Raw genomic sequence first — 19,950 nt, forward strand, 5'->3', positions numbered from 1 at the left:
GCACGCGAACACCGCCCCGATGTACGACACGATCGTCGTCCCGACCGACGGGAGCGAGGGGCCGTGTCGGGCCGTCGAACAGGCATACCGGCTCGCGGCGGCGTTCGACGCCACGGTCCACGCGCTCTACGTCGTCGACGAGACGTTTCCGGCGCACAGCCACTACGACGTGGTCCGCGAAAACATGGAAGACACCGGAGAGAGCGCCGTCGAGCGGATCGAATCGAACGCACCCGAGGGCGTGACCGTCGAGAAGGTGTTCCTCACTGGCGTCCCCCACGAGGAGATCATTGCGTACGCCGAGGACCACGACGCCGACCTCATCGCGATGGGCACGAACGGACGGACGGGGCTATCGCGGTTCGTCGCCGCTGGGAGCACGACCGAGCGAGTCGTCCGCGCCTCGCCGGTACCGGTGCTCACGGCCCGTCGGGACGACCCGACGGCGGACGAGTGAGGGATGCGACCACACCCCGCGGCGATGCGGATCAGTCCGTCACCCAGTAGAGCGTCTCCCCGCCGGGAAGCTGTTCGGGACGAACCGGGACGATCGGCGGATCGCCACCGAGCGTCGTGAACGCGGCCGGTACGTCCAGCGTTCTCGCCAGGTCGGCGATGGGGCGGTGGAGTTCGGGCGGCGCTCTGAGCGCGTAGACGCCGTCGATACCCTCGAACTCGGCCGCGTCGAGTTCGGTCACGTCCGCTCGCTGGAACGCCATTCCGTCGGGAACGGCGCGCGCCACGACGTCGACGGCACTGACCGCGATCCCACGGTCGAGCAGTGTCGCGGCGATTCCGGTCCGTTCGCCGATCCCGACCTCGAGCAGCGCCGCTGGCTCGACTCCGCCGCCACTCTCCTGAGACTGCCGGGATCGGACCCCCTCGATCAGGGCGTCGGCCAGCGCAGTCGTTCGATCCGCGTCCGACACGCCGGGACGTTTATGGCCGGGAAGGCATAACAGGTGTCCATGCTCGTCGACATCGTGCCGGTCGGGGAGGTGCCGGCGCCAGTCAAGCGCCAGGCCTCCGACGCACTCCAGTCGGTCTACGACTGCGACGTGTCCGTGCACGAGCCCCAGCAGGTCCCCGCGAGCGCCTACGACGACGGCCGCTCCCAGTACCGTGCCGAGGAGTTCATCGAACTCGCCAGCCGCGTCGGTCGTGGCGAGAAGAACATCGCACTCACGCCAGAGGACCTCTTCTACCGTCGGCGGAACTACGTCTTCGGTCTCGCCTACCTCGACGGCAACGGTTCCGTCGTCTCCACGTACCGCCTCCAGACGTCCTCCGACGGTGGTTTCTCCGAACGCGGCTCAGACGAGATCTTCGGCGATCGCGTCCGGAAGGAGATCGTCCACGAGATTGGCCACACGCTCGGCCTGGAACACTGCGACAACAAGCGCTGCGTGATGAACTTCTCGCCGACGGTCCGCGAGGTCGACGTCAAAGAACCACACCTCTGTGGGTCGTGCTCCCGTCGCGTCCGGTAGCGATGTCGGAGCAGGAATCGTCCAAATCCGTCTTCGAGTCGAGTGACGACTCCGAGCCGATCGACTCGGCTACCGGCGAGGCACGGACCGACGAACCCGGGCCAGCCGGCTCCCTCGACGATAGCGAGGTCGACGATCCGCCGAGCGACTCGCTCGACGAAAACGCTGCCGCTGATCCGTTCGACGAAACCGTGGCCGCCGATCCGCCCGCCGATCCGCTCGACGACACAGTGGTCGGCGATCCGCTCGACGAGACGGTGGAACCGGGTTCCCACGTGGTCGTCGTCGGCTACGACGGCTGGACCCCGGCCGTGCTCACGGAACTCGAGGTACTCGACGTCTCCGTCTCGGTCATCACGCGCCGCGAGTCGGCCTCCGAGGGGCTGGCCGAGCGCCCGGTGTCCGTCGTACCCACGGACGACGTGAACGAAGCCTGCTTTCGCGAGGCTGGCATCGATCGGGCCGACGCGGTCCTCGTTGCGACGCTCGACGACCAGCTGAACGTCCTCGCCGTCCTCACCGTCATGAACGTCGACGAGTCGATGCACGTCGTGACCTTCGCCGGTGAGGAAGAGGACGTGCCGAAGCTACGGGCCGCCGGGGCCGACCGTGTCGTGAGTCTCGGTCAGGCCGTCGGCGAACTACTCGTGGAGGTCGCGCTCTCCGAGCGGCAGGTCGACGACGTCGTCGCGCAGCTCCTCGGCGAGAACGCCTGAGGGCCGACTCCTCGCGCCTGCAAGCGCCAGCGAGTAGCTCGTATTCATTGCGTCAGGGGCTTGACTCCACGGGCCACGAGGTTCGAACCGACGGGATCCACCTGGGTTCGAACCGACGGGATCCACCTGGGTTCGAACCGACGGGATCCACCTGGGTTCGAACCGACCGGATCCTCCACTGGCTCGTCGGAGCGAATCCTCATGGGCTCGTAAGATCGTATCCTCGAGGAGGAGCTCCACGATTGGCTCGTCCGACGGTTCGGTGCCGGGACCTTCTTACCGTGGCCCTACCCAGACGCCTGTATGTTCGGGGCCTGGACCGGCAAGCGATTGAGCGTCCTCCTCGCGGTGATCGTGGGCGTCCTCTCGGTGCTCACGGGGATCGCCAACGTGGGGATCGGCGCGATCGCAGTCGTCGGCCCGCTGGAGCCCTACGTTCCCGAGACCGTGCGGCTGGTCGCCGGGTTCTCCGGGGCCATCTCTGGGTTTCTCGTGTTGCTCGCTGCCCTGGGACTCAGGCGCGGCTACCGCGCCGCGTGGATCCTGACGATCGTCCTCCTCCCCATCACCGCTGCGCAGGGGTTGATCCAGTCCAGTCCGCTCTCGCTCCCGCTGGTCGTCTTCTCGCTCCTCTCGATGCCGACGCTCGTGCTCAGTCGCCACCACTTCCGCAGCCCGCTTTCCCTCTCGACGGCGCAGATCGCCGCTGGCCTCGCGCTCGTCGGCGTCCAGCTATACGGCACGGTCGGCACGTACGCGCTTCGCGAGGAGTTTTCCGGCGTCTCGACCGTCCTCGACGCGTTCTACTTCACGCTCGTGACGGCCTCGACGGTGGGGTACGGCGACGTGACGCCCACGACGCAGGTCGCACGACTGTTCACGATGAGCGTGCTCGTGTTCGGGACGGCGACGTTCGCGATCGCTCTCGGTACCCTGCTCGCTCCGATCCTCGAGTCCCGGTTCGCCGCCGCACTCGGCAGGGTTCGCAACCGCGAGTTCGACCTCCTCGAGGACCACGTGCTCGTCCTGGGCCACGGCGATCTGACCGAGCCGATCGTCGACGCGCTGAAGGATCGGGATCGCCAGTTCGTCGTCGCGACCCGCCAGGCCCAGACCGCCACCGAACTCGCCGAGCGCGACGTGCTCGCGCTCCACGCGGATCCGAGTGACCACGCGACGCTCGAACGAGCGAACCTCGACGAAGCGACCGCAGTCGTCGCAGCGACCAGCAGCGACTCCGCGGACGCGTTCTCGGTACTCACCGCCAGACAGCTCGATCCCGAGATCAGGATCGTCGCCGCCGCGACCAACGCCGAAAACACGAGCAAGCTCCGTCGCGCTGGCGCCGACGTCGTCGTGAACCCGGCCGTGATCGGTGGGCAACTCCTCGTCGGGACGATTGCGGATCGCGGGGACGACGGCCTCGACGGGATCGATATCGATCGCTGATCGCCCCTCCGCTACCACCACCGTCCGCCAGTCAGTCTCGATCGAGGATCGTGTTCGCCTCGAGTCAGGACGCGATCGGTGCTGGCGTCCGGTAGGATCGCCGTTCAGCGAGCACCGTCGCCCCGAAGAGTGCCAGGAGCGCAGCGCTCGCCCAGGTCGTGCTATCTCCCGGATCCAGGCGATCGAGGGTCCGATGCGCCCAGCAGACGTTGGCGAGGATGGAGTCGTGGAACGCGAGCGTTTCGGGAACGGCGTGGAGTTTGCTCGCGTCCGGAACGAGCGCCCACCCGCCGCCGACCAGCGTCCACGTCCGCGGGTACCGGACGGTGGGAATCGCCACCGTCACGAGGAGCACCGTCACCGTCGCGCCCACAGCGAAGTGGGTGATCCCCTGGGACATACAACGCTAGTGACGCCGTACGTGCAAAGTGCTAACGGGGCCCGTACCCCTTCGAGTGCCAGCGCTCACTGGAGCAACTCGACGCCAGGGTCGTCGTCCGAGGCGACGACGACGCCGTCGAACACGCTGCGGATCGCCGCTCGCGTCTGCGTGTCGACCGCGTCTGGATCGAGGTGGAAGTGCGCGATCGCGTCGCTGGCTTCGACGTGCTTGCGAAGTTCGCCGAGGAAGCGGACGAGCTCCTGGGTGCCGACGTACTGGTGCGTCGTCGTCAGGGATCGGAAGCAGACGACGACCTGTTCCTCGGCGTCGGCCCACTCGGCGAGCTGATTGCTGACGGTGATCCCCAGTCCGGTGAGATCGCCCGGATCGTCTACCTGGTGGGTCGTCAGCCAGGAACTCGCCGTGGGTTCGGGCCCGTCAGCAGCGGCCGGGGTGGTGCCCCCCGCCTCGTCAGGGGCGTCTTCACCTGGGGCCGACTCCGCGAAGCTCGCGCTCACGACGGCGAACTCGTCGGGGTGCTCGCCCACGTGATCGTCCCAGCGGCGGTGGGTCTTGCCGATCGTCTCCGTGACGCTGACGATCAGCAGCTTCTCTCCGGCAGGCTCCGACGCAGTGAGCAGATCGAGGCAGGCCGACGTGTCGCGTTCGTCGAAGCGGGGGAGTTCGACGAGCAGGAAGGAGGGCGCATCGACGGCTGCGGAGAGGCTTCCCCGGCCGTTCGAGGTAGATGGCTCCATAGCGCTTGAAATCAGGTTCGGGCCGGAGGTTTTAAAACCCGCCGCTCGTTCGACCGACGCTTCGAACGAAGGTGCCCACTACGCGTGGCCCGGGCTGTCGGACCATCGACACGGTTTTGCGGGCCCCCGGAAAACGTCACGCCAAGAATGCTCGACAGGACGACCCTCCGGGAGGAGCCCGAACGGGTCCGCGCGGCACTCGACGCCCGTGGGAGCGACCTCGACCTCGACGCGGTGCTCGAGGTGGACGCGGAGTGGCGCGAGCTGAAAGCACGCGGCGACGAGCTTCGTCACGAGCGCAACGAGGTCAGCCGCTCTATCGGCGACCTCAAACGCGAGGGCAAGGAGGAGGAAGCCGAGGAAGCGATCGAGCGCTCCAGCGAGTTGAAGGCCGAACTCGAGGAAGTAGAGGAGCGTGCCGACGACCTCGAAGCCGAACTCGAGGAGCGCCTCATGGAGATTCCCCAGCTCCCCCACGAGTCGGTTCCCGACGGCGAGGACGAGAGCGACAACGAGGAGCTTCGACGGGAAGGCTTCGACGACCTCCGGGCGGAACTCCCCGAGGACGTGATCTCCCACTACGACCTCGGCGAGGAACTCGACGTCATCGACGAGCGACGCGGCGCCAAGACCACCGGCAGCGGCTTCTACTTCCTCAAGGGCGACGGCGCGCGGCTCGAACACGCACTCGTCCAGTTCATGCTCGACGTCCACCGCGAGCAGGAATACGTCGACGTCTTCCCGCCCATCCCCGTCAAGTCCACGTCGATGGAGGGCACCGGGCAGCTTCCGAAGTTCGCCGACGACGCATACCGACTCGGCGGTGCGGAGACAGAGGACTACGACGACGAGGACCTCTGGCTCTGCCCGACGGCCGAGGTCCCGGTCACCAACATGTACGCCGACGACATCCTGCTGAAGGACGACCTCCCGCTCAAGCACCAGGCGTACACTCCGAACTTCCGGCGCGAGGCGGGCGAACACGGCACCGAGACGCGCGGCATCGTGCGCGTCCACCAGTTCAACAAGGTCGAACTCGTCAACTTCGTCGAACCCGAGGAGAGCTACGACCGTCTCGAGACGCTCGTCGGCGAGGCCGAGGAAGTGCTCCAGCGCCTGGGGCTTCCCTACCGGATCCTGAACCTCTGCACCGGCGACCTCACCTTCGCGTCCGCGAAGACCTACGACATCGAGGTCTGGGCGCCCGGCGACGACATGCCCGACGGTCCCGAGCAGGGCGGCCGCTGGCTCGAGGTCTCCAGCGCTTCGAACTTCGAGGCGTTCCAGGCCCGGCGCGCGGGGCTGCGCTACCGGCCCGAACGCCACGAGTCCGCCGAGTACTGCCACACGCTCAACGCCTCCGGTACTGCCGTGGGTCGGGTGATGGTCGCCATCCTCGAGTACTACCAGAACGAGGACGGCACCGTGACCGTACCCGAGGCGCTCCGGCCGTACATGAACGGCCAAGAGGTCATCGAGGGACACGAACCGGTCGGCGAGGCGGCGGTCGGCGCAGGCGAGAAGGAGTAGCTGCAACCCACGGGGCAGCCACTGCTCGAACCGCTGGCATCAGACTGTGTACGTCCGGAGCGACGCCAACCGTCCGTTCTCGACGTCGAATGCGTCGGCGAACCGGAACCAGACGTCGCCGTTTGCGCGTCGGAGCGTCCCTTCCACGACCACGCGGTCGCCGTCTGCCGTCACGTGCTCGATTTCGTGGGTCGTGTCGGTCTCCGGACGGTCGTCGCGCATGAACGCGACGAACGACTCGCGATCCTCGAAGGTGCGATCGCCCCGGACCTGGGTGAACGCTGGGGCCAGCACCTCGCGCAGGTCGTCGTACTCGCCATCGTCGATGGCCGCGTAGTACCGGCGGGCCAGCGCCTCGGCGTCCATGGCCGTGACTCGGAGCGGACGGCAGATAATCGCGGTGGTTACACCGCACCGCGTCGCACGGCAGGTCGGCGAGTCCGCCGCACCGATCAGTCGTCGTCGCCCGCGATGTCGAGGTCGACCTCCTGCTTGAGTGACGGAAGTTCACCGACCTCCTCGATGGCCGCGGTCGCGTCGTCGTGGTACTCCTCGGCCGCCTCGTCGTCGCCGTCGCCGTGGTTGCGCGCCGCGGTCGCGAACCAGTCTGCGGCCTGCCGGAGACGGCGGGCTTTCTCCGCGGCGCTGGCGGCCGCGGCTTCGATGCCGTCGGACTCTGCGAACCGACGGGCGGAGGAGAATCCCTCCGCGGCTTCGTCGAGGTAGTACTGTGCCTCCTGAAACGTCTCGATGGCGAGCCCCCAGTGCTTCTCGTGATACGCAGCGCGGGCCGCGTCGAGTTCCGAGCGGCCGTACTGGAACTGTTCGTGGGCGTCGCGGTAGCGGTGCATCGACGTGCGATCGTCCTGGATCGCCTCGATGGCGTCGGTCACCTGCCCCAGATCGGGTTGTTCGAGGGGGTCGTCGGTGCTCCAGGCGTACTGCACGGTTCGGTGGAGGTCCACGACGAAGATCGCTCGCTTCGCGACGCGTGGGTGCCCCTCAACCTCCCCGGCGAGGACGTCGTAGGATTCGGCGACGTCGCCGAGTCGATCGGAGAGGAGTGGAAAGCCGAGTCCGTTTTCCTCGGCGAACCGGCGGTGGCTGTAGGCGCTGTCGACGCCGATCCCGAGCAACCGGACGTCACGTTCGAGGCCGAAGAGTTCGACGTCCCGCAGCGAGCACATCTCCCTGGTGCAGGCCGGACTGAAATCCAGCGGGTAGAACACGACGACGTGGACGCGGTCTGGCTCCGCTGGCAGTCCGAACTCGTCGATCTCCCCGTCGTGTGCGCCGGGCAGAGAGAACGTCGGGGCTGGTGCGCCCGGTTCCAACATGGGGCGTGGATAGTACACCAGCCCGGAAAGCGATTGTGGCGGCGGCACCCGTCGACTCTCGCTCCAGTACCGCCTCGCTCCGCTACCGTCACCATCCAGTACCGCTTCAATCCAGTACCGCTTTAATCCAGTACCGCCTCGAACCAGTATCGAGGTCCTACCGCGGTATCCGCGGTCTGTTTAATGGCGTTCGAGACCAACGACTACACGTCATGGCTAACGGTGACGCCTCGCGCGCAGACGCCGATCGCAGTGCGTCCACGACCGCCCTGCCTCGCCAGAACACGTCGCTCCTCGTCAGAGCACTCTGGTTCGTCTTCGTCGGCTGGTGGCTGACCGGCATCTGGCTGGCCGTCGCCTGGTTCCTGCTGATCACGATCGTCGGGGCGCCACTCGGGATCGTACTGATCAACAGGATCCCGTTCGTGCTCTCGCTCAAACGCAGAGACGTCAGGACCCAGATCGTCACGGAGGGCGACGAGACGACGACGGAGACGACCCGTCCCGAGCAGTCGTCGATCCTCCTCCGGGCCGTCTACTTCCTCCTCGTCGGGTGGTGGCTGAGTCTGCTCTGGACGACGGTCGCCTACGCGTTCACGGTCTCGATCATCGGGCTCCCGATCGCGATCTGGATGTTCGGCAAGCTACCCTACGTCGTCTCGCTGTACCGGTACTGACGACGCCGGCACCGAGCGCTCGGTCCTCCCCTCCGTCGCCCGATCCCGGGACGCAGGTCGCCGGTTCGGGCATCGGCGGCCGTCACTACGTCTTACGTGATCGCCGATCCGCGTTCGAATCGTTACTGGCGACCGATGGGCTGATAGGGACCGTGCTCGTCCTCGAAACCAAACGATGCAAACCCACGTCGTCCCGGTCGGCTTCGACTACGACCGGCTGATCGCGCCGCTCGTTCGCGACCAGCTCGACGTGGATCGTGCGATCCTCCTGGAGGGCGCCGTCGGGAGCGAGGCGAACGTCGAGTACTCCCGCCGGCTCTCGACGAAGCTCGAACAGGACTTCCGGAACCTCCTCGGCGCGACGACCGAGCGGGTCGTCCTCGCGGACGTCTACGACTACGACGCCGCCTTCGAGCAGGCCTACGAACTGATCAACGACGAACTCGACCGCGGGAACGAGGTCTGGGTCAACGTCTCGGCGATGCCCCGGCCGGTTTCCTTCGCGTTTGCGACTGCCGCACACTCGATCATGGTCGAGCGGGAGGCCGACCGAGAGAAGATCCACACCTACTACACGGCTCCGGAGAAGTACCTCGAAACCGAACTCGCCGAGGAGCTTCGCGAACAGCGCGCCCTGCTGGAGGACGTCCGTTCTGCAATCGAGGACGACGACGTCGACGCCGACGTCGCGACGGCCGTCGCCGACGAGCGCATCGCACAGCGACTGGACGCCACCGAGGACCTGCTCGCGGAGTTCGACGAGCGGGGAACGACGATCGGCGCCAAGGAGATCGGCGACAGCCACATCGTCGAGTTACCGGTCGCCTCCTTCTCCAACGTCAAACCGTTCGAGGAGGTCATTCTCTACAAACTCGGCGAGGCCGGCGTGTTCGACTCCGTATCCGAACTCGCCAAGGCGCTGGCCGACGAACTCGACGAGGAGTACACCGACAGCTTCCGCTCGAAAGTCATCTACAACGTCGATCGCCTCGGCCCCGGCGGGAAGGGGTACATCGAGCAGGAACACCACGGCAAGTCCCACCGGACGCGACTCTCCCGGATCGGGGAGCTGTGGGTCCGGGCGCACTCCGACTCGCCGCCGGCCGAAGCCGAGGTCGACTGAGCGGGCTCGATTCCTCGGCGTTCCAGTCGAGTCGGCGTCGAAGTGAGGCCGGCGTACACGTCACGACTGCCTTTCAGTGCCACCGGCGTCTTCCCTCGACCGTATCAGGCGCCGCTCGGTTCCTCGGCCTCGCGTCCGTTCCGCCACGCGATGACTCGCTCGCGGAGCACGAGCAGGCTCGGGAGGACCGTCAGACACGCTACGAACGCGTAGACGATGCTGAGGCCGGTCACAGTGCCGAAGCGCTGGAGCGGCGGTGAGAGCGCCAGTGCGAGCACGCCGAACCCGCTGGCCGTCGTCGCAGCGCTGCCGAGCAGCGCCCCGCCCGTCCCGGTGATCGTCGCCGTGAGTGCATCCTCGACGCCGTCGTGACGCCGGCGTTCGTCGACGAACCGCTCTGCGAAGTGGATGCTGTAGTCGACCCCGAGTCCGATCGCGAGGCTCGTGACCACCGCGGTCTCGCTGTTGAACGGCAGATCGAAGGCGGCCATCGTGCCCAGCAGCCACGCCAGGGCGACCACGACCGGCGTCATCGTCACGAGTGCGAGGTCCGGTGCGCCGTACCTGTACCACTGGAGGCCGAGCAGGAAGACCCCGATCACGACCAGGGTGATCGCCAGCGCCTGCACCAGCGTCTCCAGGAGTGCGTCCTGGAGCACGGCGGTGATGACGGGTCCACCGGTCGCGACCGCGGAGACCGGAGCGTCGGCTTCGATCGATCGGGCGAGGGACCGCACGTCGCTGGCGACGGTCTGGGCGCTGGCGTCGCCCCGGACGCCGACGGTGAGGCGTCCGGACGCGTAGCTTCCGTCGTCGGTGCGATAGAGGACCGACGCTCCGCGGTCGGGAGCGACCTCGAAGAGCACGTCGTAGACGGCGGCCACGTCGCGGTCTGGCAGTCCGTCGCCGTCGTCGTCGCGCTCCTCGATCGCAGCCGCGAGCCGCTCGTTCTCCGCGGCGACGTCTCGGAGCACGGTCGCCGGCGTCTCCGCGGCGACGGAGCCGTCGGCGCGGTCGGCGATCGCGTCGTCGGGACTGGCTTCACTCGTCGAGGCGTCGATCGCCGACAGCGTCGCAGGATCGGTCACGCCATCGCGTATCAGTATCTGGGCTTCCGTCCCCTCGCCGCGCTGGCGGAAGTTCTCCGAGAGGTAGGCGACGTTCTCGCGGATGTCAAAGTCGCCTGGCGAGAGCGGGCCTGGCAACGACTTCGCCCAGTCTGGCGCGTCTTCGGGCAGAAAGTCGGCGCGGTTGAACTCGGTATCGATGGTCGTGGCGCCGTAGACGCCCGCGGTCCCCAGCAGCAGTGCAACGATGACGACGGCGAGCGGCGCTCGGCGTGCGAGCCTCCCGAGCCCCGAGAGCAGCCGGTTGATGGGTCCTGCCGTCACGCCGACCGCGGGTTTGTGCCGTTCGCGGCCGCGTCGGTCGAGCAGCTTCTCGACCTCGAGTTTGACCGCTGGCACGAGCGCCGTGAACACGACGAAGGTCGCGAGGATGCCCGCCGCGCTGAGCAGCGCGAAGTTCTGGATCGCGACGAGCGGGCTTACGTAGTTCGAGAGGAAGCCGATCCCCGTCGAGAACGTCGCGGCGGCGAGCGCGACGCCGACGCCGGCCACTCCCACGCGCATCGCCGCCGATGGACTCCTGCGACCCGTCGCTTCGGTGTCGGTATCGAGGGAGCCCTCCCGAGCCTCCCGATAGCGCATCACCACGTGCAACGAGTAGTCGATACTGAGGCCGATCAGGAGGAAGGGCACCGCGATCAGGAGCTGGCTCGAGGGAATCTGGAGCCAGCCCTGGACGCCGCCGAGCCAGGTCATGACGACCAGGATGCCGAAGATGCCAAAGAGCACGTCCAGCACGTCGCGATAGGCGACGCCGAGGACGAACAGCACGAGCACGAGCGCCACGGGCGTGATGATCAGGAAGCTGTCACCGACGGCGCGACTCGACGCGTCGTCGCTGATCCCCTGGCCGAAGACGAAGCCGTCCTCGAAGCGGTCCTGCACGAGGTCGTCGATCGCGACCTGCGCCTCGTAGGCTTCGGTCGGCACCTCGTCGGCGCCGGTCGGATCGCTCTGGAAGACGAAGGTGATCCTGCTCTCCGCGGTCGTCGTCCCGGGCTCGTAGCTCGTCGGGAGGTACCGGTAGGGGTCGCCGGCACGAACGTCGGTCTCGGGGTCGAGCACCCGCTCGAGCAGCGCTTCGACCTCGGCAGACGAGCGCCCTTCGAGGGCGGCGATCTGTTCCTGGAGCGTCGGCCCTGCTGGCGGCGCACCGCCACTCGAGGCGTTGGTGTCGTTCCCGCCTGGAGCGGCGGTCGCCGGATTGTCCTCGTAGTAGGCTGCGGTCGCGACCACGTTCTCGAGTCCACCGATCGCGTTCTCCTCGACCAGCGTGCTCGCGATCGACTCGTCCGATCGGATCGCCTGCTGGAGATAGAGTCCCTCGAGGAGCGACGCTTTCGTCAGGACGTTCCCCTCGCGATCGCGGACGACGATCTGGGCGACGGTGGTGTCGTCGGTGCCGTAGGTATCTTCGATCTCGTCGAGGGCCTCCCGCTCCGGGGACTCCGTCTGGAACTCCCCGATCGTGCCCTCCTCGCTACTGCCGACGACTGCACCGGCACCGACGATGGCAGTGAGCAGCAGGAGCACGACGATGACGATGCGACTGTTGTCGACGAGCACGTCGGCGTAGCGGTCCGCGAGATCCCGATCCATCTGTCAGCGACCTCGCCCACGCGACTGACCGATCTCGTTCCCACCTGGCTGCGCGTTCGACCCGCTCTCGCACATACCGATTGCTTGCGTCCGCGACCGGTGTATAGGTTCGGTTCGCTGCCATCCTGGCGCACACTGCCGTGCTGGTCCCTCGGCGAGGACCCGGTTCGCCAGACGGCGAGTCCGTGCCGACCTGGTTCGCCTGACTGCGAGTCCGCGACGTTCCACTCTGCCAGACGGCGAGTCCGCGATAATCCGGTTCGGCCGATCGTCGTCCCGGGCCGATCGGAACCGATCGTCACCGTCACGCGGTCGCTGCACCCACAGCGACGACGAAAGAGGTAAGTGCCGAACGGAGACACGTTCTACTGATGCATTCCGGGTCCGTCGTAGCGGCGGTCGTAGTAGGGGCCTCGTAGCCCCACATATCTCACCTCCAGTTCTCGCATCGCTCGCCGCCCGCGGCCCCCGGCCTCGGTCAGACGCCACGGATCCGGTACGCGGTCGGCCGACGACGCCGTTCCAGGCCCGAATCACACCACACAGTTCAGCAATGCCAGACGCTACACAGTCAGATCCCGACGACGCCGACGCGAACGCAGCATCGACGCCCGACCAACACGACTCATCGAGCACGGACGCCCCAGCGGCCAGCCTCGAGGGGGAGTACGACCCCCGCGAAGCAGAATCGCGGTGGCAAGACTACTGGCTCGAAGCAGGCGTCTACAGCTACGACGACGATATCGAGGACCCCGATACCGCATATTCGATCGACACTCCGCCGCCGACGGTTTCGGGGAGCCTCCACATGGGGCACCTCTACGGCAGCACGCTCCAGGACTTCGCCGCGCGGTTCCACCGGATGGACCGTCAGGATACGTTCTTCCCCTTCGGCTACGACGACAACGGGATCGCCTCCGAGCGCCTGACCGAGCGCGAACTCGACATTCGCCATCAGGACTTCTCTCGTCGGGAGTTCCAGGCGAAGTGTCGCGAGGTCTGCCAGGACTACGAGGAGGAGTTCACCGAGAAGATGCAGTCGCTGGGGATGTCCATCGACTGGAATCGGACCTACAAGACGATCGAGCCCCGGGTCCAGCGCATCTCACAGCTATCCTTCATCGACCTCTACGAGCAGGGCCGTGAGTACCGGCAGAAGGCGCCCGCGATCTGGTGTCCGGACTGCGAGACCGCGATCAGCCAGGTCGAGATGGAGGACGCCGAGCGCGACTCCGCCTTCAACGACATTCCGTTCGAACTCGTCGAAGCCGGCGACGAGCCGGATGCCGACGCAGTCGCTGAAGCCGCCGAGGAGCGCCCCTACGCCCCACCGACCGAGCCAGGCGACGACCTCGTCATCTCGACGACCCGGCCGGAACTGCTCCCGGCGTGCGTCGCGATGTTCGTCCACCCCGACGACGAGGCGAACGCCCACCTCGTCGGCGGTACGGCGAAGGTCCCGCTCTTCGGCCACGAGGTCCCGATCTACGAGGACGACCGCGTCGACCTCGAGACGGGGACGGGCCTCGTCATGTGCTGTACCTTCGGCGACCAGACCGACATCGAGTGGTACCAGGCACACGATCTGGACCTCCGTGTCGCGATCGACGCCTCGGGCACGATGACCGACATCGCCGCCGAGTACGAGGGAAAGTCCACCGAGGAGGCCCGCGAGGCGATCATCGAGGACCTCGACGACGCAGGGCTCCTCTACGACCACGACCCGATCACCCACGACGTGCAGGTCCACGAGCGCTGTGAGGTCCCCGTCGAGTACCGCGTCTCCAAGCAGTGGTACGTCGAGTTGCTAGACCGGCGGGAGGAGTACCTCGAGGCCGGACGCGAGATGGAGTGGTACCCCGAGAAGATGTTCACTCGGTACAAGCACTGGATCGAGGGCCTGGAGTGGGACTGGCTGATCTCGCGGCAGCGCGACTCCGGGATTCCCTTCCCGGTCTGGTACTGCGAGGAGTGCGACGAACCGATCCTCGCGAACCGAGAGGACCTCCCCGTCGAGCCAATCGAGGACGAGCCGCCGATCGACGCGTGTCCTGCGTGCGGACACGATGCCTTCGAGCCAGAGGAGGACGTCTTCGACACCTGGGCGACCTCCTCGCTCACGCCGCTGATCAATGCGGGCTGGGACTGGGATCCCGAGGCCGACCCAGCCGATGGAATCGGCCACGCCAGCGACGCCGTCGACGGCGCGTTCACGCTCGACAACCCCGAACTCTACCCCTTCGACCTCCGACCACAGGGCCACGACATCATCAGCTTCTGGCTGTTCCACACTGTCGTCAAGTGTTACGAGCACACCGGCGAGGTGCCCTTCGAGGGCGTGATGATCAACGGTCACGTGCTGGACGAGCACCGCGAGAAGATGTCGAAGTCGAAGGGCAACGTCGTCACGCCCGAGGAGGTCCTCGACGCGTTCCCCGTCGACGCTGCTCGCTTCTGGGCGGCCGGCACCGCCGTCGGCGACGACTTCCCGTTCAAGGAGGGCGACCTCGAGGCTGGCGAGCGGCTCCTGCGAAAGCTCTGGAACGCTTCGAAGCTGGTCCACCAGCTCGCACCCGTCGACGTCGAACCGCCAGGAGCGGCGTCGGGCGACGACACCGGCGATGCGGTCCTCGACCCGGACGATATCGCTCCCGACGACCTCGACCTCGAACCGATCGACGAGTGGCTCCTCGCCCGGCAGGACGCCGTCCTCGAGTCGATTACTGAAAAGTACCGCGAGCACGAGTACGCCAAGGCACGGACGGAGCTGCGAACCTTCTTCTGGGAGACGTTCTGTGACGACTTCCTCGAGATCGCCAAGCAGCGACTCGACGACGCCGACCGGGCGGCGCTGGCAGACGGCACCGCCGACGCCGAATCGCGATCGGCGGCCTACGCCCTTCGGACTGCCCACGAGCAGTTCTGCTCGCTGTTCGCCCCGATCCTCCCCCACGTGACCGAAGAGATCTGGCAGGCCGCGTACGCGGACGGCAGCGAGGCTGCGAGCATCCACGCGACGGACTGGCCGGACGCGACCGGACAGACGGCCGACCTCGACGCCGGGGAGACTGCTCTCGCCGTCATCTCGGCACTCCGCGGGTACAAGACCGACAACGGACTCCCGCTCAACGCCGACCTCTCCGCCGTGACCGTCTACGGCGACGTCGCCGGCTTCGAGGGCGCTGTCGCTGACGTCATGCACGTCGAGGAGGTGACGGCAATCGAGGGAGACGCGCCGACCACGACGCGAATCGTCGACGTGGATCTCGACTACGCGACGCTTGGCCCCCAGTTCGGCGAGCAGATCGGCGAGTTTGACGCGGCCATAGAGGCAGGCGAGTACGAGGAGACCGACGAAGGACTCGTCATTGCGGGCGAGACGCTCGATCCGGACCACTACGAACTCGTTCGCGAGCAGACCTACGACGGCGAGGGCGAACTACTGGCGATCGATTCGGCGACGGTCATCGTCGACGCGTAAGCTGGGCGCTCTGGCCTGCGTTCGCACGCTGTATTTTCGCGGTCGACGACCGATCCGGTAGCGAAGCACTCGTCGCTCGCGGTGTCGTCAGGAAGATGGGGTGCGGGGTAGGTGGTTGGAGACCGTAGCGCACCCCATCTCTGAGAGGGTAATCCCCCGATAAAAGTTTTGTGAGTTTCCGGGTGACTTCCTTCGATCGAGCGCGGCGAGCATTTGTGCAATCGCCCCGACGAGTATGCGGAGTCTCGCGAGCGTCCGTTCCGTGACGGGGCGTTTTTGCCCCCTGGGAAAGTAGCCGGGAGCAATGCAGGTGGGGATCGTCGGCCAGCGTGGGCGCGACCGGGCGGTCGAAGTGACCGCGTCGGTTCGCGACGAGCTGGAGGCCCGTGGGGTCGAGGTGGTGCTCGACGAGGCGACTGCGAGCGCCCTCGACGTGGCGGGCGTTCCGCCGGAAGCCTTCGAGCGGTGTGATCTCGCGATCAGTATCGGCGGCGATGGCACCTTCCTCTACGCCGCCCGCGCTGGTGGCACCACGCCGATCATGGGCGTCAATCTCGGGGAAGTCGGCTTCCTCAACGCCGTCCCGCCGGATCGGGCGGTCGAGGCCGCCAGCGAAGCGGTGTCCAACCTCGAGGACGGCACGCTCTCGATCCGGGACGTTCCGCGACTCCGGGCCGAGTGCGGGAACTGGTCGTCCGAACCGGCCATCAACGAAGTACTCGTGCAGGGCCCTCGCCGCGGGGCCGGTGCAGACGCCACCGTCTCCATCTCGGTCGACGACTCGACCTACACTCGCGAGATCGCCGACGGCGTGCTCGTCGCGACGCCGACCGGCAGCACTGCGTACAACCTCAGCGAGGGCGGTCCACTGGTTCATCCCGCGGTCGACTCGATGGTCGTCACGCCGATGTTTCCCCGCACGGGAGCGCGGCCGCTCGTCGTCGACGACGGTTCCACGATCGAACTTCGCGTCGAGGACGCCACGTCGGGCTACGTGGTGACCGACGGACGGCAAGCACGCGAGTTCGAGGCACCGTTCACTGCCACGGTCGAGGTCAGCGAGGAGCCCCTTCGAATCGCCGGCCCGGACGTGAACTTCTTCGAGGCGCTCGGAAAACTCGAGTAACGGCCCGCATCGTCTGCTTCTGTACCGGTGGCCCGACAGAATCGTCGTTTGCCCGCGATTGCATGGTGCATCGCGGGAGAGACGATTCATCCCGGGTTTCGTAAGTCCTAATCGGCCGAAGCACCCCATACGACACAATGAGTCAGCAACTGCCGGACGTCCAGGCCGACAGGCCGGACGTGCAGGTCGGGTTGAACCGGGTCGGCGTGACTGGCGTCGAGAAACTGGTCAAGATCGCCCGGCCTGACGATCGCCCGATCGTTCTCATGGCGGAGTTCGAGGTGTTCGTCGACCTCCCGTCGTGGCGGAAAGGCGCAGACATGAGTCGCAACATGGAGGTCGTCGACGAGACGCTCGAAGCAGCGACCCGGGACGAGGTCTACGGCATCGAGAACGTCTGTACGGAGGCGGCGCGACGCCTTCTCGAGAAGCACGACTATACGAGCAAGGCCGAAGTGTCGATGGAGGCCGAGTTCGTGCAGCGAGAGGACACGCCGGCGAGCGAGCGGGAGACGCAGTTCGTGAGCGACGTTCTCGCCAGGGCGACCGCCTCCGACGAGGGCGTGCGAACCGAGATCGGCGCAGAAGTCACGGGAATGACGGTCTGTCCGTGCTCCCAGGGAATGTCCGAAGCCAGGGCGCGAGAGACGCTGGAGGATCTCGACGTCGACGACGACACCGTCGAGGCTTTCTTGGATGAGGTCCCCCAGCCCGGCCACTCACAGCGTGGCCACGCGACGCTCACGGTCGAGAGCGACGGTGTGCCTGAGGTTGATCTCGTCGATCTGATCGACGTCGCCCGCGACTCGATGAGCGCACGAATCTACAACCTCGCGAAGCGTCCGGACGAGGACCACATGACGTTCGATGCACACAGCGACGCCAAGTTCGTCGAAGACTGCGTCCGATCGATGGCCGAAGGCGTCGTGCGAACCTTCCCCGACCTTCCCGACGACGCGGTCGTGACCATGCGGCAGTCGAACGACGAATCGATCCACCAGCACAACGCACACGCGGAACGGGTCGTCGATGTCGCGACGCTTCGATCCGAAGTCAACGGCGCGTAAGGAACGGCCAAATCGATGTAGCGAGAATCGTCCGCTGGTTTCCTCGGTGACCAACGATGGTGAGTGGCATCGGTACCGGCGGGTCCCGGGTCCGAGTTCTACTATTCATTGTTGATAGGTAATTACCAGCTCTTGTTACCGTACTAACCCACTGATGGAACCCTCCTTTGGATAGAAACATCCCGATCCGGCAAATCCGGCGCCTAGAGCGGCTCTCTCACCTCTCCACGTTTCAATTTGGGATAGAATTTTCGTCGTTCTCACGGTCACGTAAGCAAGAACGTATATGTCGGAGGAGTCACAAACGGATGACAATCCGGGTAGGTGGTTGGAACCGATGGGTACTGCAGATCACGATCGGGCTGTCGAACTGTTGAAAGAACTCGGGATGAAGACGTATCAGGCGGAGTGTTTCGCCGCCCTGAACACCATCCCTAGCGGTACCGCTCGCGAGATCAGCGAGGTCGCCGACGTCCCGCGGACGCGGGTGTACGACGCGACCGAGGCGCTCGCAGAACAGGGATTCATCGAGGTCCAGCACACGAATCCCCAGCGGTTCCGGGCGATTCCGCTATCGGAGGCCGTCCGGACGCTTCGCGAACAGTACGAGGTCCGGATCGAGCGCCTGCACGAGACGCTCGCCGACCTCGAACTGGACGCCGCCGATCAGGACGTCGACGCGCCTGAAGTCTGGACGGTCGCCTCCGAGGGGACGCTCGACGCCAGGATCGCTGAGACGATCACTGGGGCGAACGATGAGGCCATTCTGGTCCTCGGGACTGCGAACGACTGGACGCCCGAACTCCAGAACGCCGTCGAGGTGGCTGTCGATCGTGGCGTGTCCATGCACGTCGTCACGATCCCGGGGGCGTCGATCGACCTGAGCGATCTCGACGGCGTCCAAACCGTCGAGTCCGAACTGCCCTGGCTGGAAGGGTCCGGCGACGACGGGCAGATCGGTCGCCTCGTCCTCGTCGACCGGGACACGCTCGTCTTGACGACGCCACCCGTCGATCACTCCGGCGGCGAACAGGGGATCGTCGCAGAAGGCCGAACCAACGGAGCCGTCGTCCTCTGTCGCCGGCTCCTCCGCAACGAACTGCCAGCGAGTCTCCTCGTCGAGTGAGGGCCCACTGGCTGGGTGCCGTGCCGGCTTTTTATCACTGCCAACGTATCGAGGAGCTGCTAGCTGGTGTCGCGCTCAATCGAGACGCTTGGCCGCAGTTTCGTGCCCTCGACGCTTCGCACTCCCCGTCGCCATGGCAACGGACACTGCGAAGAGGACCAGCACGAGTGCCGCAGCACCAGCGGCGTCGTGGGCACTGGCACCCAGTGCAACGGGGTACTCTGGCTCGACTGGGAGAGCGGTGTGATGGGGATGGTCGCCGAGCACGGGCACGAAGTAGTCGACGACGAGGTTGGTACCGTACCACAGGACCGCGACCGCGATCGCTCGCGGCGGGAAGTCGCCGATCCGGTGCAGGACGAACGCCTGGACGACCATGGCGAGGTGGCTCCAGAACAGGAACTGCCACATCGGCGGCGAGACCGGGAACTCCGCACGAAACGTGAGTAGGACGAATGGCGTCCACGCACCGAGGACGATATTCCCGACGAAGGCGAGTGCGATCAGCCACTGTCTGTTCCGTCCGAGTTTCCAGCTCGCGACGGCGGCGGCGAACAGCAGCGTCGCCATCGGGCTGTCCGGCAGAAACGGCCACATCGGCGTCGGCGTCTCGCCGAACTGCGCGCGATAGTACCAGAAGCCGAAGGCCGTTCCAAGCAGGTTCGTCACGACGACCGCCCACGCCAGTCGGAGCCCCAGGTTCTCGAGGCGCTCGGGAACCGGCGCGAGATACCACGGGAGTGAGGCGCGCTCGGGGAGGCCGTCGCTACTCGTGAGCGTGCGGAGCCGTGATCCCGTCGCCGCCTCGGAGCTACGCATCACCTTCGACCAACGATGGACGGGCAAAAACGGTAGCGGTCCGTGCGTCGTGAGCGGCGTCCCATCCCTCGCACTCCCCCACGTGAACCGAGTCGGTACGGTCCGATTTCCGGAGAATAAGGTCGCGTTGTTCGAAACAACGA

At 66.5% G+C, this 19,950-nt stretch carries 18 protein-coding genes; 11 read left to right on the forward strand and 7 right to left on the reverse strand.

Going from position 1 to position 19,950, the window contains the following annotated elements; all coding sequences use genetic code 11:
• The first annotated feature begins 19 nt into the window (after positions 1-19).
• Entirely contained in the window at positions 20-457 is a 438-nt protein-coding gene (locus L593_RS13980; RefSeq protein WP_020447625.1) for a universal stress protein, read from the forward strand.
• A 31-nt stretch (positions 458-488) separates the two neighbouring features.
• On the opposite strand, the gene L593_RS13985 is transcribed toward L593_RS13980, so the two are convergent.
• The gene (locus L593_RS13985; RefSeq protein WP_020447626.1) at positions 489-929 is read right to left on the reverse strand and encodes a UPF0146 family protein; all 441 of its coding nucleotides are present in this window, start codon (positions 927-929) and stop codon (positions 489-491) included.
• Between the two features lie 39 nt (positions 930-968).
• Here L593_RS13985 and L593_RS13990 point away from each other — a divergent pair, with 39 nt between their 5' ends.
• The 3 genes from L593_RS13990 to L593_RS14000 all read left to right on the forward strand — a co-directional run bounded on the left by L593_RS13990 (position 969) and on the right by L593_RS14000 (position 3,655).
• On the forward strand, positions 969-1,490 hold the full coding sequence (locus L593_RS13990) for an archaemetzincin family Zn-dependent metalloprotease (RefSeq protein ID WP_020447627.1): 522 nt from the start codon (positions 969-971) through the stop codon (positions 1,488-1,490).
• A gap of 2 nt (positions 1,491-1,492) precedes the next feature.
• The gene (locus tag L593_RS13995; RefSeq protein WP_020447628.1) at positions 1,493-2,206 is read left to right on the forward strand and encodes an NAD-binding protein; all 714 of its coding nucleotides are present in this window, start codon (positions 1,493-1,495) and stop codon (positions 2,204-2,206) included.
• 303 nt (positions 2,207-2,509) lie between these two features.
• Positions 2,510-3,655 carry an NAD-binding protein gene (locus L593_RS14000; protein ID WP_020447629.1) on the forward strand — a complete coding sequence of 382 codons (1,146 nt, stop codon included), beginning with the start codon at positions 2,510-2,512 and terminating at the stop codon, positions 3,653-3,655.
• Positions 3,656-3,719: 64 nt separating this feature from the next.
• Here the strand turns inward: L593_RS14000 and L593_RS14005 are convergent, their stop codons facing one another.
• Both L593_RS14005 and L593_RS14010 read right to left on the reverse strand, forming a co-directional pair.
• On the reverse strand, positions 3,720-4,055 hold the full coding sequence (locus L593_RS14005; RefSeq protein ID WP_020447630.1) for a hypothetical protein: 336 nt from the start codon (positions 4,053-4,055) through the stop codon (positions 3,720-3,722).
• Positions 4,056-4,120: 65 nt separating this feature from the next.
• Positions 4,121-4,795: a hypothetical protein gene (locus L593_RS14010; protein ID WP_020447631.1), complete on the reverse strand. Its 675-nt coding sequence runs from the start codon at positions 4,793-4,795 to the stop codon at positions 4,121-4,123.
• A gap of 147 nt (positions 4,796-4,942) precedes the next feature.
• Between L593_RS14010 and serS the strand changes: the two genes are divergently transcribed.
• Complete coding sequence (gene serS / locus L593_RS14015; RefSeq protein ID WP_020447632.1) at positions 4,943-6,325, forward strand: serine--tRNA ligase; 1,383 nt, start codon at positions 4,943-4,945, stop codon at positions 6,323-6,325.
• A 39-nt stretch (positions 6,326-6,364) separates the two neighbouring features.
• Here serS and L593_RS14020 read toward each other — a convergent pair whose 3' ends face one another.
• Together L593_RS14020 and L593_RS14025 are read right to left on the reverse strand one after the other, a co-directional pair.
• Positions 6,365-6,691: a nuclear transport factor 2 family protein gene (locus tag L593_RS14020; RefSeq protein WP_020447633.1), complete on the reverse strand. Its 327-nt coding sequence runs from the start codon at positions 6,689-6,691 to the stop codon at positions 6,365-6,367.
• A gap of 86 nt (positions 6,692-6,777) precedes the next feature.
• Positions 6,778-7,662, reverse strand: coding sequence for a redoxin domain-containing protein (locus L593_RS14025; protein WP_020447634.1), 885 nt, complete (start codon positions 7,660-7,662; stop codon positions 6,778-6,780).
• A 212-nt stretch (positions 7,663-7,874) separates the two neighbouring features.
• Here L593_RS14025 and L593_RS14030 point away from each other — a divergent pair, with 212 nt between their 5' ends.
• Together L593_RS14030 and L593_RS14035 are read left to right on the forward strand one after the other, a co-directional pair.
• Positions 7,875-8,339, forward strand: coding sequence for a YccF domain-containing protein (locus tag L593_RS14030; RefSeq protein WP_020447635.1), 465 nt, complete (start codon positions 7,875-7,877; stop codon positions 8,337-8,339).
• A gap of 175 nt (positions 8,340-8,514) precedes the next feature.
• A complete protein-coding gene (locus L593_RS14035) occupies positions 8,515-9,462 on the forward strand; it encodes a DUF6293 family protein (RefSeq protein WP_020447636.1) in 948 nt (315 codons plus the stop codon).
• Between the two features lie 104 nt (positions 9,463-9,566).
• Here the strand turns inward: L593_RS14035 and L593_RS14040 are convergent, their stop codons facing one another.
• A complete protein-coding gene (locus L593_RS14040) occupies positions 9,567-12,188 on the reverse strand; it encodes an RND family transporter (protein WP_020447637.1) in 2,622 nt (873 codons plus the stop codon).
• 553 nt (positions 12,189-12,741) lie between these two features.
• On the opposite strand from L593_RS14040, the gene L593_RS14045 reads away from it, so the two are divergent.
• The 4 genes from L593_RS14045 (at position 12,742) to L593_RS14060 (ending at position 18,988) form a co-directional block, all read left to right on the forward strand.
• A complete protein-coding gene (locus L593_RS14045; protein ID WP_020447638.1) occupies positions 12,742-15,669 on the forward strand; it encodes a valine--tRNA ligase in 2,928 nt (975 codons plus the stop codon).
• A 304-nt stretch (positions 15,670-15,973) separates the two neighbouring features.
• Entirely contained in the window at positions 15,974-16,795 is an 822-nt protein-coding gene (locus L593_RS14050; RefSeq protein WP_020447639.1) for an NAD(+)/NADH kinase, read from the forward strand.
• 137 nt (positions 16,796-16,932) lie between these two features.
• The gene (gene mptA, locus L593_RS14055; RefSeq protein ID WP_020447640.1) at positions 16,933-17,862 is read left to right on the forward strand and encodes a GTP cyclohydrolase MptA; all 930 of its coding nucleotides are present in this window, start codon (positions 16,933-16,935) and stop codon (positions 17,860-17,862) included.
• A 337-nt stretch (positions 17,863-18,199) separates the two neighbouring features.
• Positions 18,200-18,988, forward strand: coding sequence for a TrmB family transcriptional regulator (locus L593_RS14060; RefSeq protein WP_020447641.1), 789 nt, complete (start codon positions 18,200-18,202; stop codon positions 18,986-18,988).
• Positions 18,989-19,063: 75 nt separating this feature from the next.
• Here L593_RS14060 and L593_RS14065 read toward each other — a convergent pair whose 3' ends face one another.
• The gene (locus tag L593_RS14065) at positions 19,064-19,807 is read right to left on the reverse strand and encodes a DUF1405 domain-containing protein (protein WP_020447642.1); all 744 of its coding nucleotides are present in this window, start codon (positions 19,805-19,807) and stop codon (positions 19,064-19,066) included.
• Between the last annotated feature and the right edge of the window lie 143 nt (positions 19,808-19,950).

It is taken from the genome of Salinarchaeum sp. Harcht-Bsk1 (assembly GCF_000403645.1).
GTDB lineage: Archaea > Halobacteriota > Halobacteria > Halobacteriales > Salinarchaeaceae > Salinarchaeum.